This is a genomic window from Mesorhizobium sp. P170090, assembly GCF_057786115.1.
Genome location: NZ_JBYNWH010000001.1, coordinates 2,279,497 through 2,292,436, shown reverse-complemented (window position 1 = coordinate 2,292,436; position 12,940 = coordinate 2,279,497). Strand labels below are relative to the sequence as shown.

At 63.4% G+C, this 12,940-nt stretch carries 11 protein-coding genes; 6 read left to right on the top strand and 5 right to left on the bottom strand.

Annotated features, from left to right (window positions below; translation table 11 throughout):
• The first annotated feature begins 13 nt into the window (after positions 1–13).
• The 3 genes from AC3EML_RS10845 to AC3EML_RS10835 all read left to right on the top strand — a co-directional run bounded on the left by AC3EML_RS10845 (position 14) and on the right by AC3EML_RS10835 (position 3,388).
• Positions 14–748: a 16S rRNA (uracil(1498)-N(3))-methyltransferase gene (locus tag AC3EML_RS10845; RefSeq protein WP_023704473.1), complete on the top strand. Its 735-nt coding sequence runs from the start codon at positions 14–16 to the stop codon at positions 746–748.
• Positions 749–862: 114 nt separating this feature from the next.
• Entirely contained in the window at positions 863–2,236 is a 1,374-nt protein-coding gene (locus AC3EML_RS10840) for a glutamate--cysteine ligase (RefSeq protein WP_352521134.1), read from the top strand.
• Positions 2,237–2,326: 90 nt separating this feature from the next.
• Positions 2,327–3,388 carry a DUF937 domain-containing protein gene (locus AC3EML_RS10835; protein ID WP_352521133.1) on the top strand — a complete coding sequence of 354 codons (1,062 nt, stop codon included), beginning with the start codon at positions 2,327–2,329 and terminating at the stop codon, positions 3,386–3,388.
• A gap of 232 nt (positions 3,389–3,620) precedes the next feature.
• Here AC3EML_RS10835 and AC3EML_RS10830 read toward each other — a convergent pair whose 3' ends face one another.
• Complete coding sequence (locus AC3EML_RS10830; protein ID WP_023692355.1) at positions 3,621–3,911, bottom strand: DUF1127 domain-containing protein; 291 nt, start codon at positions 3,909–3,911, stop codon at positions 3,621–3,623.
• 178 nt (positions 3,912–4,089) lie between these two features.
• Here AC3EML_RS10830 and AC3EML_RS10825 point away from each other — a divergent pair, with 178 nt between their 5' ends.
• Entirely contained in the window at positions 4,090–5,046 is a 957-nt protein-coding gene (locus tag AC3EML_RS10825; RefSeq protein ID WP_352521132.1) for a LysR substrate-binding domain-containing protein, read from the top strand.
• 6 nt (positions 5,047–5,052) lie between these two features.
• On the opposite strand, the gene AC3EML_RS10820 is transcribed toward AC3EML_RS10825, so the two are convergent.
• Complete coding sequence (locus AC3EML_RS10820) at positions 5,053–7,251, bottom strand: bifunctional diguanylate cyclase/phosphodiesterase (RefSeq protein WP_352521131.1); 2,199 nt, start codon at positions 7,249–7,251, stop codon at positions 5,053–5,055.
• A gap of 91 nt (positions 7,252–7,342) precedes the next feature.
• Between AC3EML_RS10820 and xseA the strand changes: the two genes are divergently transcribed.
• Both xseA and AC3EML_RS10810 read left to right on the top strand, forming a co-directional pair.
• Positions 7,343–9,016, top strand: a complete 1,674-nt coding sequence (gene xseA / locus AC3EML_RS10815) for an exodeoxyribonuclease VII large subunit (RefSeq protein ID WP_352521130.1) — start codon at positions 7,343–7,345, stop codon at positions 9,014–9,016.
• Between the two features lie 8 nt (positions 9,017–9,024).
• A complete protein-coding gene (locus AC3EML_RS10810; protein WP_023727723.1) occupies positions 9,025–10,143 on the top strand; it encodes a DmpA family aminopeptidase in 1,119 nt (372 codons plus the stop codon).
• A 27-nt stretch (positions 10,144–10,170) separates the two neighbouring features.
• Here AC3EML_RS10810 and AC3EML_RS10805 read toward each other — a convergent pair whose 3' ends face one another.
• The 3 genes from AC3EML_RS10805 to AC3EML_RS10795 form a co-directional block, all read right to left on the bottom strand.
• Positions 10,171–10,413: a DUF768 domain-containing protein gene (locus tag AC3EML_RS10805; protein WP_023670565.1), complete on the bottom strand. Its 243-nt coding sequence runs from the start codon at positions 10,411–10,413 to the stop codon at positions 10,171–10,173.
• Between the two features lie 621 nt (positions 10,414–11,034).
• Positions 11,035–11,928: a sugar phosphate isomerase/epimerase family protein gene (locus tag AC3EML_RS10800; RefSeq protein WP_352521129.1), complete on the bottom strand. Its 894-nt coding sequence runs from the start codon at positions 11,926–11,928 to the stop codon at positions 11,035–11,037.
• Between the two features lie 66 nt (positions 11,929–11,994).
• The gene (locus AC3EML_RS10795; protein ID WP_023670567.1) at positions 11,995–12,933 is read right to left on the bottom strand and encodes an ABC transporter substrate-binding protein; all 939 of its coding nucleotides are present in this window, start codon (positions 12,931–12,933) and stop codon (positions 11,995–11,997) included.
• Positions 12,934–12,940: the final 7 nt, after the last annotated feature.

Genomic DNA, 12,940 nt, shown 5'->3' with positions numbered 1-12,940 from the left:
CCATTCCTCGGCGATGCGCGCCAATTACAAGATGCAGCGGCTGTTCGTGCCGGACGACCTCGCGGCGGGCATCGAATTCGATGCCGGCCAGCAGCAGAGCCATTATCTCATGCATGTGCTGCGGCTCGGCGAAGGCGCCGAGATCCTGGTCTTCAACGGCCGCGACGGCGAGTGGTCGGCGGCGATTGCCACCAGGTCGAAAAGGGCGGTGCGGCTGAAGGTGCTGGCCTCGCAGAGACCGCAACCGCCCCTGCCTGACCTGATCTATTGCTTCGCGCCGCTGAAACAGGGCCGGCTCGACTATCTCGTGCAGAAGGCGGTCGAGATGGGGGCCGGCATCCTGCAGCCGGTGATCACCCAGCACACGCAAGTGGCAAAACCCTCCATCGACCGGCTGCGCGCCAATGTCGTCGAGGCGGCCGAGCAATGCGGCATACTGGCGGTGCCGGAAGTGCGCGAGGCCGAGAAATTCGAGCGCCTGCTCTCCGGCTGGGACAAGGAACGCCGGCTTATCTTCTGCGACGAGGATGCCTCGACCAACAACCCGCTGCCGGCATTACAGGCAATACCTGAGAGGAAGCTGGCGCTGCTGGTCGGGCCGGAAGGCGGCTTTTCCGATGACGAACGCAAGATGCTGCGGGCGCTCCCCTTCGTCACTGCCATCCCGCTCGGACCGCGCATCCTGCGCGCTGACACAGCAGCTGTAGCGGCGCTTGCGGTGATGCAGGCGACGGTCGGAGACTGGTAAGAAGCGTAAAGATCAATTCCTGTTGACCTGTGGCTCAGGATTTTTCGCTTGATCGGCTGCTGACATTTCGTCCATTTAGCGCCGGCGGGCTCCGAGAGCCGCAGAGGGGGCCCCATGGCGCGCGACACAACCGATTTCCGGCCAATCGAAGGCATCGACGAACTGGTCGAGCATCTGGCCGAAGGCAACAAGCCGCGCGACAAGTGGCGCATCGGGACCGAGCACGAGAAGTTCCCCTTCTATGTCGACGGCAACGCGCCGGTGCCCTATGGCGGCGAGCGCGGCATCCGCGCCATCCTCGAAGGCATGCAGCAAAAGCTCGGCTGGGACCCGATCATCGATGACGGCCGCATCATCGGCCTGGTCGAGCCGACCGGCCAGGGCGCGATCTCGCTCGAGCCGGGCGGCCAGTTCGAGCTGTCGGGCGCGCCGCTGGAAACGATCCACCAGATCTGTCGCGAGGGCAATGCGCATCTGGCGCAGGTCCGCGAGATCGCCGAGCCGATGGGCATCCGCTTTCTCGGCCTCGGCGGCAGCCCGAAATGGTCGCTGGCCCAGACGCCGAAAATGCCGAAATCGCGCTACGAAATCATGACCCGCTACATGCCCAAGGTCGGCACCAAGGGTCTCGACATGATGTATCGCACCTGCACCATCCAGGTGAACCTCGACTTCGAAAGCGAAGCCGACATGCGCCGCAAGATGCAGGTGTCGCTGAAGCTGCAGCCACTGTCGACGGCGCTGTTTGCCAACTCGCCCTTCACCGACAGCCGGCCGAACGGGCTGCAGAGCTGGCGCGGCGACATCTGGCGCGACACCGACAACCAACGCTCGGGCCTGCTCGAATTCTGCTTCTCGCCCGAGTTCGGCTTTGCCGACTATGTCGAATGGGCGCTCGACGTGCCGATGTATTTCGTCATCCGCGACGGCCACTATCACGACATGACGCACATCACCTTCCGCCAGTTCATGGCCGGCGTTGCCCGCAATGAAGTACCGGACGGACTGCCCACCATGGGCGACTGGGCGAACCATCTGTCGACCCTGTTCCCTGACGTCAGGCTGAAGCGCTTCCTCGAAATGCGCGGCGCCGATGGCGGGCCGTGGCGCCGCATCTGCGCGCTGCCGGCCTTCTGGGTCGGGCTGCTCTATGACGAGGCCGCGCTCGACGCCGCCGAGGCGCTGACTTCGAGCTGGACCTATGAAGAAACGCTGGCGATGCGCAATGCGGTGCCGGAACAAGGCATTTCCGCGCCGTTCCGCAACACGACGCTGCGTGAGATCGGCCGCGATGTAATGACCATTTCGCGCCTTGGGCTGAAAAATCGCGGCAGGAAGAACCGCGACGGCTATGACGAGACCTCGTTCCTCAACACGCTGGACGAAGTCGTGGCGCGCGGTACCACCAGTGCCGAGGAAATGCTGTCGGCCTACCACACGCGCTGGGGCGGCTCGATCGAGCCGGTGTTCATGGAATATGCGTATTAGCGTCGCGCCTTGAGCAGCGGCAAAAGCCGCTTCAATCGAACATCGAAACGAACTAGGTTCTCCCTCGAGGATTTCCGGGAGGAGAAACCGATGCCTACCTTGTTCGACATATTGGCGCAGGCGCAGAACGGCAACGGCATGCAGGCGCTTGCCCAGCAGTACGGGCTTTCCATGCAGCAGACGCAGGCGGCTGTCGCCGCTCTGCTGCCGGCCTTCTCGCAAGGGCTGCAACGCAACACCGCCGATCCCTATGGGCTAGGCGCCTTCATGACGGCGATGGCGAGCGGCCAGCACGCCAAATACTTCGAGGACGCGACCAGGGCTTTCTCACCGCAAGGCGTCAATGAGGGCAATGGCATTCTGGGTCATCTGTTCGGCTCGAAGGAGCTGTCGCGCGCGGTGGCCAGCCAGGCCGCGCAGGCGACCGGCGTCAGCCAGCAGATCCTGCAGCAGATGCTGCCGGCCATCGCTTCGATGGTGATGGGCGGATTGTTCAAGCAGACGACAAACCAGTTGACCGGGGGTCAGATGCAGGCCGCCGGTGGCTTCGGCGGCGGCAGCAATCCGCTCGGCGAGATCATCGAACAGATGATGCGGCAGGCGGGCGGCGGGGCACAGCCTGCGCCGCAGCCAGCACCCAATCCTTACGGTGAGAACCCGCTGGGCAAAGTGCTGCAGGACATGTTCGGCGGCGGCGCCCAACAGCCGCAAAGCCAGCCGCAACAGGCGCCCAACCCCTATGGCGACAATCCGCTCGGCAAAGTGCTGCAGGACATGTTCGGCGGTGGCGCGACACAGCAACCGCAGGGCCGGCCGCAGCAGCCAACACAGCCGCAACAGACGCAGAGCCCTTACGGCGACAACCCGCTGGGCAAGATTTTTGAAGAGATGATGCGGCAAGGCGGTGGTGGCGGCTTCGGCCTGCCCGGTGGGGAGCCGGCGCCGCAGCAGCCGCAAGCACCCCAGCCGCGACAGGCACCGCAGGAGCGCGAGGCGCCGCAACCGCAGGCCAATCCGAGCGGCAGGCCACGCAATCCGTTCGACGATATTTTCGGCAAGATGTTCGAGACCGGCGCCCAGCAGCGCGACGACTATCAGAAGGGCGTGGAAACGATCTTCGACCAGTTCAAGCGGGACATGGACCGGCGGTAGTTGGCGGTAGTTGGGCGCTGACCTTCGCGGCTTCGGAGCAAGGAACGAAACGAGCGGCGCAGACCGCACGATGACGACGGAGCTTTAAAAGAAAAGCCCGGTCCTGGAGGAGGACCGGGCCAGTGTGCAGGCTGGCCGGCGGGGAACCGGCAGGGAGTGGGGAGCCTGCTATACTCGTTGGTCGCAGCGAGCCTGAGAAAGGTTCACGGCAACCGAAACAATGCGCCCGATATCACGCTATCTGGCGGGCGAGATCTTCGATCGTATCGGCACGATCGCTCGCAATCGCACGCAGCTTCACGGTCGGATCGGCGCCGAACGGCACATCGATGGCGACATGGAGGTCCGAGCGCGTCAGGCCGATATCGGCGAGTTCGGCGTCCGACATCTCGCCAAGGCGATAGAAGGCGCGGCGATTTTTCCAGGCCTGGTAGGCATTGAGAAGAGTGTTGGCCACGCGCGTCGCAACGGCCGGACGCGAGGTGATGCGCGAGGTCTCGGTGGCGAAATCAAACGTGGTCATGTCGGTCTCCTTCAGACTCGAACTGGACAAGACCAGGCGATCGGCGCTGGGGACAGCGGCCGTTCCGGTCTCGATTCACATGCTTTCATGTGGACAATGTGAATTTGCCACGCACCGATTGATTAATCCAACGAATGTTTCTAATCTTTAGCATCAACGCTAGTGATGGATTGGACCGATGAAAGCGCCACTCGATCTCGACCAGTTGCAGACCTTCATCTCGATTGCCGATACCGGCAGCTTTACCCGCGCGGCCGAGGAAGTGCTGCGCACGCAATCGGCGGTGTCGATGCAGATGCGCCGGCTGGAAGAGCGGATCGGCAAGCCGCTGTTCGAAAAGGACGGCCGCACCAACAGGCTGACCGAGGAAGGCGACAAGCTGCTCTCCTACGCGCGCCGCCTGCTCTATCTCAACCGCGAAACGCTGGCCGCCTTCGATGACCAGCGGCTCGAAGGCACCATCCGCATCGGCACCCCCGACGACTATGCCGACCGGTTCCTGCCCGAAATCATGGCACGCTTCACACGGTCAAACCCGCGCGTCGAACTGACCGTCATCTGCGAGCCTACCCCAGGCTTGGTCGAGCATATCAAGCGCGGCAATCTCGATCTTGCGCTGGTGACGCACAACGATACGCGCGGCCAGTCGGAAGTGGTGCGGCGCGAGCCGCTGCTATGGGTGACCTCGGCCAACCATGCCACGCACGAACAGGAAGTGCTGCCGATGGCCTTCGGCCGGCCGAACTGCATCTGGCGGCGCGCCGCCGTCGATGTGCTCGACCGGCAAAACCGCGACTATCGAATCCTGTTCACCAGCTTCTCGGCCACCGTCATCACCGCCGCGGTGCTGTCGGGGCTGGCGATCTCGGTGCTGCCGGAATGCGCGCTGCGGCCCGGCATGCGAGTGCTGGGCGAAGCCGACGGTTTTGGCGCCCTGCCCGACTGCCGCATCGGCATCATGCGCGGCCAGACCTCGCGTCCCGAAATCGTCGACGCGCTGGCCCGGCACATGTCGGAAAGCCTCGACAATATTTCCGTGCCGCTCGGCGAAGAAACGGGAAGCTTCGATTTCGCCTCGCTCGCCTTCGCCAAGATGAAGCGGAGCAAGCCGAACCAGATCCTGCCTGGCTGGTAGGAACGATCAGGCCGACGCTGCCGCCTCCGTCGTTGCGTTGGCCGACGACAGGCCGGGCAGCGCCACCAATTGCGCCGGCTCCAGCGGCGGCGACAAGAGGTAGCCCTGCAACTGCTGGCAGCCCATGGCGACCAGCAGCGCCTTTTGCACCTCGGTCTCTACGCCCTCGGCGGTGACCTCGACCTTGAGCGCGCCGGCGAGATCGATCAGCGCCTTGACGATGGCGCCCGAATTGCCGTCGCCGTCGAGAAGCCGCACGAAGGAGCGGTCGATCTTGAGCTTGTCGATGGCATGGCGGCGCAGATAGCTCAGCGACGAATAGCCGGTGCCGAAATCGTCGAGCACAATGCCGACGCCCGACTGGCGCAAGGCTGCCAGAGCCGCTCTGGTGGTGTCGTTGTTTTCCAGGAGAACGTTTTCGGTGATCTCGAGCTGCAGGCGCTTCGGCGCCAGTCCCGTTTCGGCGAGGATCGAGGCAACCTCTTCGGCAAAGCCGGCGTCGCGCAATTGCAGCGGCGAGACATTGACGGCGAGCCACGGCAGTTTTGTCTTCACAGCGAAGCGGCAGGCTTCCAGCAAGGCCCATGCGCCGAGCTGCCCGATCATGCCGCGTTCCTCGGCGATGGCGATGAACTGCGCCGCCGGCAGTGCGCCATGGACCTCATGCGCCCAGCGGATCAGCGCCTCGGCGCCGACAATGGTCTTGCCGTCGCTGGCAAAGACCGGCTGGTAGGCGAGCTTGATACCGGTGCCGCCATTTAGCGCGCTGCGCAGCTCGCTCTCGACCTTGCGCTTGCGCAGCAAAAGGTCGTCCATGTCGCCGGCGAAGACCTGGTAGCGGCCACGGCCGTTCTTCTTGGCTTCGTAGAGCGCGATGTCGGCCTTGCGCAGCAGATCGTCTGCATCGGCATCAGGGCCTGTCGACAAGGCTATGCCGATGCTGGCGCTGATAAAGACCTGATCGTCCATCAGTTTGAACGGCTCCTGCAGTTTCTGCAGCACCCTCTCGGAAACATCCTCTGCGTTCCTGACGTCGCGGACATCGATCAGGATTACCGCGAATTCGTCGCCACCCAGCCTTGCCACCGTGTCGACGTCGCGAACAGTATGCTGAAGCCTGGCCGCCGTCTGGCGCACGAGTTCGTCGCCTGCCGGGTGACCAAGCGTATCGTTGACATGCTTGAAGCGATCTAGATCGAGATAAAGCAGCGCGACCTTGCTTTCATTGCCGGAGGTAAGCAAGGCACGCCGCAGCCTGTCCTCGAACAGTGCCCGGTTGGGCAGGCCGGTGAGGGTGTCGTGAAAGGCGAGATATTGCGCCTGGGCCTGGCTGGTCTGCAGCGCCGATGACGCACGGCGCAGACGCCGGAGCAGAAAGGCGAGCACGCTCGCCGCAACCAGCGCGGCCAGAGCCAGGGCCGGGCTGGCCTTGCCCACCAGCGTCAGTCCGGGCCGTTCCTGGTCCCAGGCAATATAGCCGAGGATGACACCCTGTTTGTCGATAAGCGGAATGGCAGCCGAGCCAAGCGGCTGAGCCATCGGCAGGAGATGCGCCCCCGCCAGCAGATATTTCTGCGCGATCTTGCCGATCACCGCGTCGTTGATGAACTCTATAGAGACATGCAGATATTCGCTGCCGGATGCCTGGGTGACGCGATCCGAACTCGGCACCAGAGGCATGACGCTGAGTATGGCAGGGTGACCGCCAAGCGAGACCAGATCGTCGGCAACGAATTTTGCGCCGGCCTGGCTTGCGTCCTTGCTCATCATCTGGCGCAACCTGGCGATTGTCGGCCGCAAAGCGGGTTCGTCCTCGCCAAAGACGGCAGGCGACACGACCTTGCCTTCGCGCATGGCGTGGACCGGCCGGTTGGCGTTGTCCAGCACATAGACCCGGTTGTGGCCGTAATACGAGTACATCCAGACGCTGAGATTCTCGGCCATCCAGGTCTGGTTGCCGGCCTTGGCGTTTATAACGGAATCATCCCAGACGGCGACGCTTTCCTGCTCGCGCTTTACCGCGGCGATCTGGTCCTGCAGGCCGTTGGCAAGGAAAACCTTCTGCCGCTCGAGCGAGACCCGGTCGGCCTGCATGGTGGCGTAAAGGCCGAAGCCGACAACGATGGCCAGTGCAAAAACGGCAAGCGTCAGCACCGTCAGGGTGACCTGGAACGTCAACGGGCTGCGTTGTTTGCGGGCGCTCATGCGTCCTCCTTGGCCCAGAGTCAATCAGGCCAGGCTTAAGATCAAGTTATGGAATCTTGACGCGGAGCGACAACAGCCGCTCAATCGGCCGATGAGCGACGCAGAATCCGAATCACGAACCAATGCCACCGAATACACGGTGAGCGAGATTTCCGGCGCGCTGAAGCGCACGGTCGAGGATGTCTTCGGCCATGTGCGGGTGCGCGGCGAAATTTCCGGCTATCGCGGGCCGCACTCTTCCGGCCATGCCTATTTCACGCTGAAGGACGACCGCGCGCGGCTCGATGCCGTGGTCTGGAAAGGCACGATGAGCCGGCTGAAATTCCGCCCCGAAGAGGGGATGGAGGTGATCGCCACCGGCAAACTCACCACCTATCCCGGCAAATCCAACTACCAGATCGTCATCGACAATCTAGAACCCGCCGGCGCCGGGGCGCTGATGGCGCTTTTGGAAGAGCGCAAGCGGCGACTGCAGGCCGAAGGACTTTTCGATGCCGGCCGCAAGCGGCGGCTGCCGTTCATGCCGCGCACCATCGGCGTCGTCACCTCGCCGACCGGATCGGTGATCCGTGACATCATCCATCGCATCAAGGACCGCTTTCCGCTGCATGTGCTGGTCTGGCCGGTAAGAGTGCAGGGCGAGACGGCGGGGGCGGAAGTGACGGCGGCCGTCAACGGCTTCAACGCGCTGGCCTGGGATGGAGCGATCGTGCCGCCCGACCTTCTGATCGTGGCGCGCGGCGGCGGCAGCCTCGAGGACCTCTGGGGGTTCAACGATGAAGGGCTGGCGCGCGCCGTCGCCGCCTCGCGCATCCCGGTGATTTCGGCCGTCGGGCACGAGACCGACTGGACCTTGATCGATCTCGTCGCCGACATGCGGGCACCCACGCCGACAGGTGCGGCGGAGATCGCGGTGCCGGTGAAAGCGGACCTCGAAGCGACACTAGCCAGTCTTGGCGCACGGCTCCAAGCAGCCACCTTGCGCAATTTCGAACGCAAGCGGCAGGCCTCGCGTGCGGCCGCCCGCGCGCTGCCCTCGCCCGACCAGTTGCTGGCGCTGCCGCGACGGCGGCTGGACGAGGCGGCCAGCCGGCTTAGCCGGGGGCTGATGGTCTCCACCGAAAGAAAGCAAGCTCGGTTCTTCGCCGTGAAGCTCACTCCGGCAACGCTGTCGCGGCGAATTGCCGAGGCGCGACGCACCAACGACCGCAACCTTTTGCGCGCCCAGGGGGCGCTGCGCGCATTGGCGAGAGCCCGGCGCGCGGAGTTGAATCGTGCGGCGGATCAGTTGCCAAAATGTGCGAAAGCATCCCTGCAACGGCACAGGCAGCAACTGGCTTTGCTGCAAGGCCGCATTACGATCGAGCCAACGGCACGGCGGCAAACCGTGCAGAGGGATCTTCTGACAGCTTTGACGAGACGAGGCACGCAAGCGGTACTGCTCAGGCTGGAGCGACTGCGCGGCCGCATCGTCCAATCCGAGAGGCTGATGGCAACGCTGTCGCACAAGGCTGTGCTGGCCCGCGGCTTCGCGCTGGTCAAGGATGCCGGCGGCGCGGTGATCAAACTGGCAGTTGATGTGGCGCCGGGCGCTGGCCTGCAGCTGGAGTTCGCCGACGGCATCGTAAATGCAGTCGCGACCGGCGACGCCGAGCGGGTGCAGGCCGTTGCCAAACCAGCGGCCACGCCGCCCGCCAGCAAACCCGCCGCAAAGCCGACGGCCAGCAAACCGAAAGAGCCGGGCAATCAGGGCTCGCTTTTTTAGAGGACCGCATGACCGGACATGACCCGCATCTTCAAACGCCGGCGGGCAAGCCGCGCGCGCGTGCTTTCGGCATTACCTTCGAGGGCACGCCGGGCGGCTTCAACGCCATCACCGATGTGCCCGGCGTATCGGTCGGCTATGCGACGCTGATTTCCGGCGAGGGTCTGCTCGAGGTTGGCACGGGGCCGGTGCGCACCGGCGTCACCGCCATCCTGCCGCGGCCGTCGGCTGAGCTCGCCACGCCGGTGTTTGCCGGTGTCTTCAGCCAGAACGGCAATGGCGAGTTGACGGGGTCGCACATTATCGAGGAAGTCGGCGCCTTCAACCTGCCGGTCACCATCACCAACACGCATTCCTGCGGCGTTACCCGCGACGGCACGCTGCGCTGGATGCAACGCGTGCTGCCGGCGGCGCTCGACAGCGGCTGGGGCCTGCCGGTTGCGGCGGAGACCTATGATGGTTTCCTCAACGACATCAACGGTCATCACGTCGGCTTCGAAGATGTCGAAGCCGCGCTCGACGGTGCCGCCGGTGGAGCGATCGAGGAAGGCAGTGTCGGCGGCGGCACCGGCATGATTGCCTTTGGCTTCAAGGCCGGCTCGGGCACGGCATCGCGCATCGTCGAGTGGCAGGGCATCAGGCATACGGTCGGCGTATTCGTGCAGGCGAATTTCGGCAAGCGGCGCAATTTCACACTGCGCGGCGCCCGCGTCGGGCCCGATCTGGTAGAGCCGGCGATGCGCGAAGGCACGCCGCGTGCCGAAAAGGGCTCGATCATCGCCATCGTCGCCACCGATGCGCCATTTCTGCCGCACCAGATGAAGCGGCTGGCAAAGCGCGTGCCGCTCGGCATCGCCATGACAGGCGGCTTCGGCTACCACAGTTCGGGCGACATTTTTCTGGCCTTCACCACCGCCAATCCGCAAGCAGCACTTGCACCGTCGGGACGAACCGCAAACGCCGCTTACATCCCGGACGTCGATATCGATCCGTTCTTCGATGCGGTGGCGCAAGGCGTAGAGGAGGCGATCCTCAATGCAATGGTCGCCAATGAGGATATGAGCGGACGCGACGGCAATTTCGTGCCGGCGCTGCCGAAGGCCTGGCTGAAAGATCGATTTGGATAGAGGACAAGGCCTGGCGGGCCTGTTGCGTCACGGCTTGGCCGCGTTGCTCTGGTCGGCCTCGGCCGCCTCTTCGAGCCGCGATGCGATCAGTTCCTGGATGTCGCCGACTTCTTCCTGGATATCTTCCAGCGGAATGCCGACCTCAGCGGCCTTGGCCGCGCACTCCTTGGCGAGGGTCTCGGCCTGCTTCTCGATCTTTACCGGCGAGTGCTGGCAGTGGACCTTTTCACCGATCCATCCGCGCAAGAACTCGATCGCATGTTCACTCATACTGCTTTTCCCTGGCGGCTATGCCGGTTGGTAACCGTAAACGTCCGCACCCGGTAAAGGATGCATGCTGCCATTCGAACCGAGTCGGCTTCGCCCGGCAAGTTGATCTTGTCGGAGGTCCGAAGAGCCGAATGAAGGGAAGGGTTCAATGAGCACGTTCTGATTGTTTGATAGAGTGGTACGTTGGCCGGGATCGGCTTCGGCTCTATGCTATTGTTCTTACGATCTTTTCCTGCTGTCGACGGCCGATTTGTATCACAATAGGGATCACAACGCGTAACACATTTTCTGCTGCTTCGTGGTACACCGCCACAGCTACACGGTCGAAGCCGCCGCTATATAGTGACATCATTATGCGATGTCAACTCTATCAGCCATCCTGCTTCTTTCCGCCGCGCTGTGTCAAACGTCATCCCCGTCCAGTATGGAGATCGGATGGCCCCGGAGGGCGTATGAAGATGTTGATTTTATTGCGTTTCGTGGGCCAAAATCAGAAAGCTCTCGTCAGCGTCACCCCGCTCGACTGCCTCCGCCACACTCAGCGCCTCCGACGTCGATTCCTTGCACGTAAGGCGCGGGCCGGATGAACGACAACATTGGCGCTTTGGCAGCGCGCTCCTGCTAAGGACGATGTCTCGATGCAACAAGCTCTGCCTTTCGCTGCGCCGTCTCCAGACCGATTGAGATGAAGGCGCGCGCATGCCGGGCCAATTCCATATTGTCGGACCACAGATTGCGCCAGATCGCCGTCTTCCGTGACAGGTTCTCGTCGACGATCTTCGACGAGAAGGATTCAAAGCTGAGGTCGTCCCTATAGCCGATCGCGGTCAGCGCATCGAAGATGGCGGCAAAGTCGATATTGCCGGTGCCGAGGAAACCGCGATGGCTCTCGCCGATATGGACATAACCGATCTTGTCAGCGGCATGGCGGATAGCCAGTCCGACATCGGCCTCCTCGATGTTCATGTGGAAGGTATCGAGATGCAGGAAGATGTTGTCGGAGCCGGTGTCCGCGATGAAGGCCAGGCCTTGTGAAGCGGTGTTGAGAAGATTGCTTTCGAAGCGATTGACGATCTCCAGATTGAGCGTGACGCCGGCGGCCTTGGCCGTCTCCGCAACCTTCGCAAGTGTACCCGCGCTGCGGTTCCACTGATCGCGCGTCGGCGCCTGCGTCTGCAAGCCGTGGCTGGTACTGAGGATGCCGCCAATCTTCTGGCCGCCGAGATCGCGGGTGAGCGCGATCGTCTCGTTGAGGATCTCGACGCCGCGCGCGGCAACCGCCTTGTCGGCACTCGAAATGTCGCCGTCGGCCGGCAGGCCGATGCTGATCGCCACGCCAAGCTTGAGGTCGGCGATGCGCCTGGCCAGCCCGCCAACGTCGACATTGGCGGGGTCAAGATAGGAGAACTCGATCAGGTCGAAACCGGCCTCCTTGGTGTTGGCCAGCGTCCGTTCGAGGTGGCCTTGCGCCGAACTCGCCGACCAGACGAAGGAATGAATACCGATGCGCGACATGATCGTCTCCCGTTTCTGGAATTGAGTTGCGGCCGGGTTGCCCCGGCCGCATCGGCCTTGGGAGGCTTAGCGGGCTGCGGTCCAGCCCTTGTAGTCTTTCAGGTTCTCGGCCGTGATCAGCTTCGGGTCGAGCAGCACGGTCGGCTCCGCCGGCTTCTTGCCGGCAAGCAGCTCAGCCGCCATCGTCAGCGACTGGCCAGCCATCACGTAGGGATCCTGCGAAGCCGAGGCCTTGATCATCGAGGTGCCGGAAGCGAGTTCCTTCTCGATATCGGGAGCGCCATCCACTGCGGTGAAGATGAACTCCGAGCGATTGAGCTGCTTGGCCGCAAGCTGGGCGCCGATCGCCGTCGGATCGTTGATGGCAAACACCGCATCGATCTTGTCGAAGCGGGTGAGCAGCGACTGGAAGACCTTCAGGCCGCCGTCGCGCGAGCCTTCGGCATTCTGGTCGTCGGAGAGGATCTTGATGTCGGGGTGTTTTGCAAGGACGTCTTTGCAGCCCTTCACCCGCTCCAGGATCGACGACGACGCCGGGCCGTTGAGGATAACGTAGTCGCCCTTGCCGCCGGTGTGGTCGACCAGATACTGGCAGGCCTCTTCGCCGGCCTTGACGTTGTTGGTCATCACGGTGACGTCGGCGCCTGGCGCCGAGACGTCGAAGGCGGCAACGACGATGCCCGCTGCTTGCGCCTTCTTCACCGCCGGGCCGATCGCCTTGGCATCGACCGCATTGAGCATGATCACGTCGACCCCGGCGGCGATGAAGGAATCGACCTGAGAGACCTGCTTGTTGAGGTCGTAGTCGGCCGACACTGAGGTTACCTCGACCTTTGGGTTGATCTTCTTGGCTGCGTCCTCGATGCCCTTGATGGTGGCGACGAAGAAGGGGTTGCCGAGCAGGCCGACCGAGATGCCGACCTTGTTGAGGTCCTTGGCCGATGCGGGCGCGATGGCGGCGGCCGCGAGTGCGACGCCGCAGAGCAGTTTAGCGATGGTCTTCATTGCTTTC

Bases quoted from the DNA above. Each gene is read 5' to 3' on its own strand.
- AC3EML_RS10810 (WP_023727723.1), top strand. From the start codon at position 9,025: ATGACCGGACATGACCCGCATCTTCAAACGCCGGCGGGCAAGCCGCGC.
- AC3EML_RS10825 (WP_352521132.1), top strand. From the start codon at position 4,090: ATGAAAGCGCCACTCGATCTCGACCAGTTGCAGACCTTCATCTCGATT.
- xseA (WP_352521130.1), top strand. From the start codon at position 7,343: ATGAGCGACGCAGAATCCGAATCACGAACCAATGCCACCGAATACACG.
- AC3EML_RS10820 (WP_352521131.1), bottom strand. From the start codon at position 7,251: ATGAGCGCCCGCAAACAACGCAGCCCGTTGACGTTCCAGGTCACCCTG.
- AC3EML_RS10830 (WP_023692355.1), bottom strand. From the start codon at position 3,911: ATGACCACGTTTGATTTCGCCACCGAGACCTCGCGCATCACCTCGCGT.
- AC3EML_RS10800 (WP_352521129.1), bottom strand. From the start codon at position 11,928: ATGTCGCGCATCGGTATTCATTCCTTCGTCTGGTCGGCGAGTTCGGCG.
- AC3EML_RS10835 (WP_352521133.1), top strand. From the start codon at position 2,327: ATGCCTACCTTGTTCGACATATTGGCGCAGGCGCAGAACGGCAACGGC.
- AC3EML_RS10795 (WP_023670567.1), bottom strand. From the start codon at position 12,933: ATGAAGACCATCGCTAAACTGCTCTGCGGCGTCGCACTCGCGGCCGCC.
- AC3EML_RS10805 (WP_023670565.1), bottom strand. From the start codon at position 10,413: ATGAGTGAACATGCGATCGAGTTCTTGCGCGGATGGATCGGTGAAAAG.
- AC3EML_RS10840 (WP_352521134.1), top strand. From the start codon at position 863: ATGGCGCGCGACACAACCGATTTCCGGCCAATCGAAGGCATCGACGAA.
- AC3EML_RS10845 (WP_023704473.1), top strand. From the start codon at position 14: ATGCGCGCCAATTACAAGATGCAGCGGCTGTTCGTGCCGGACGACCTC.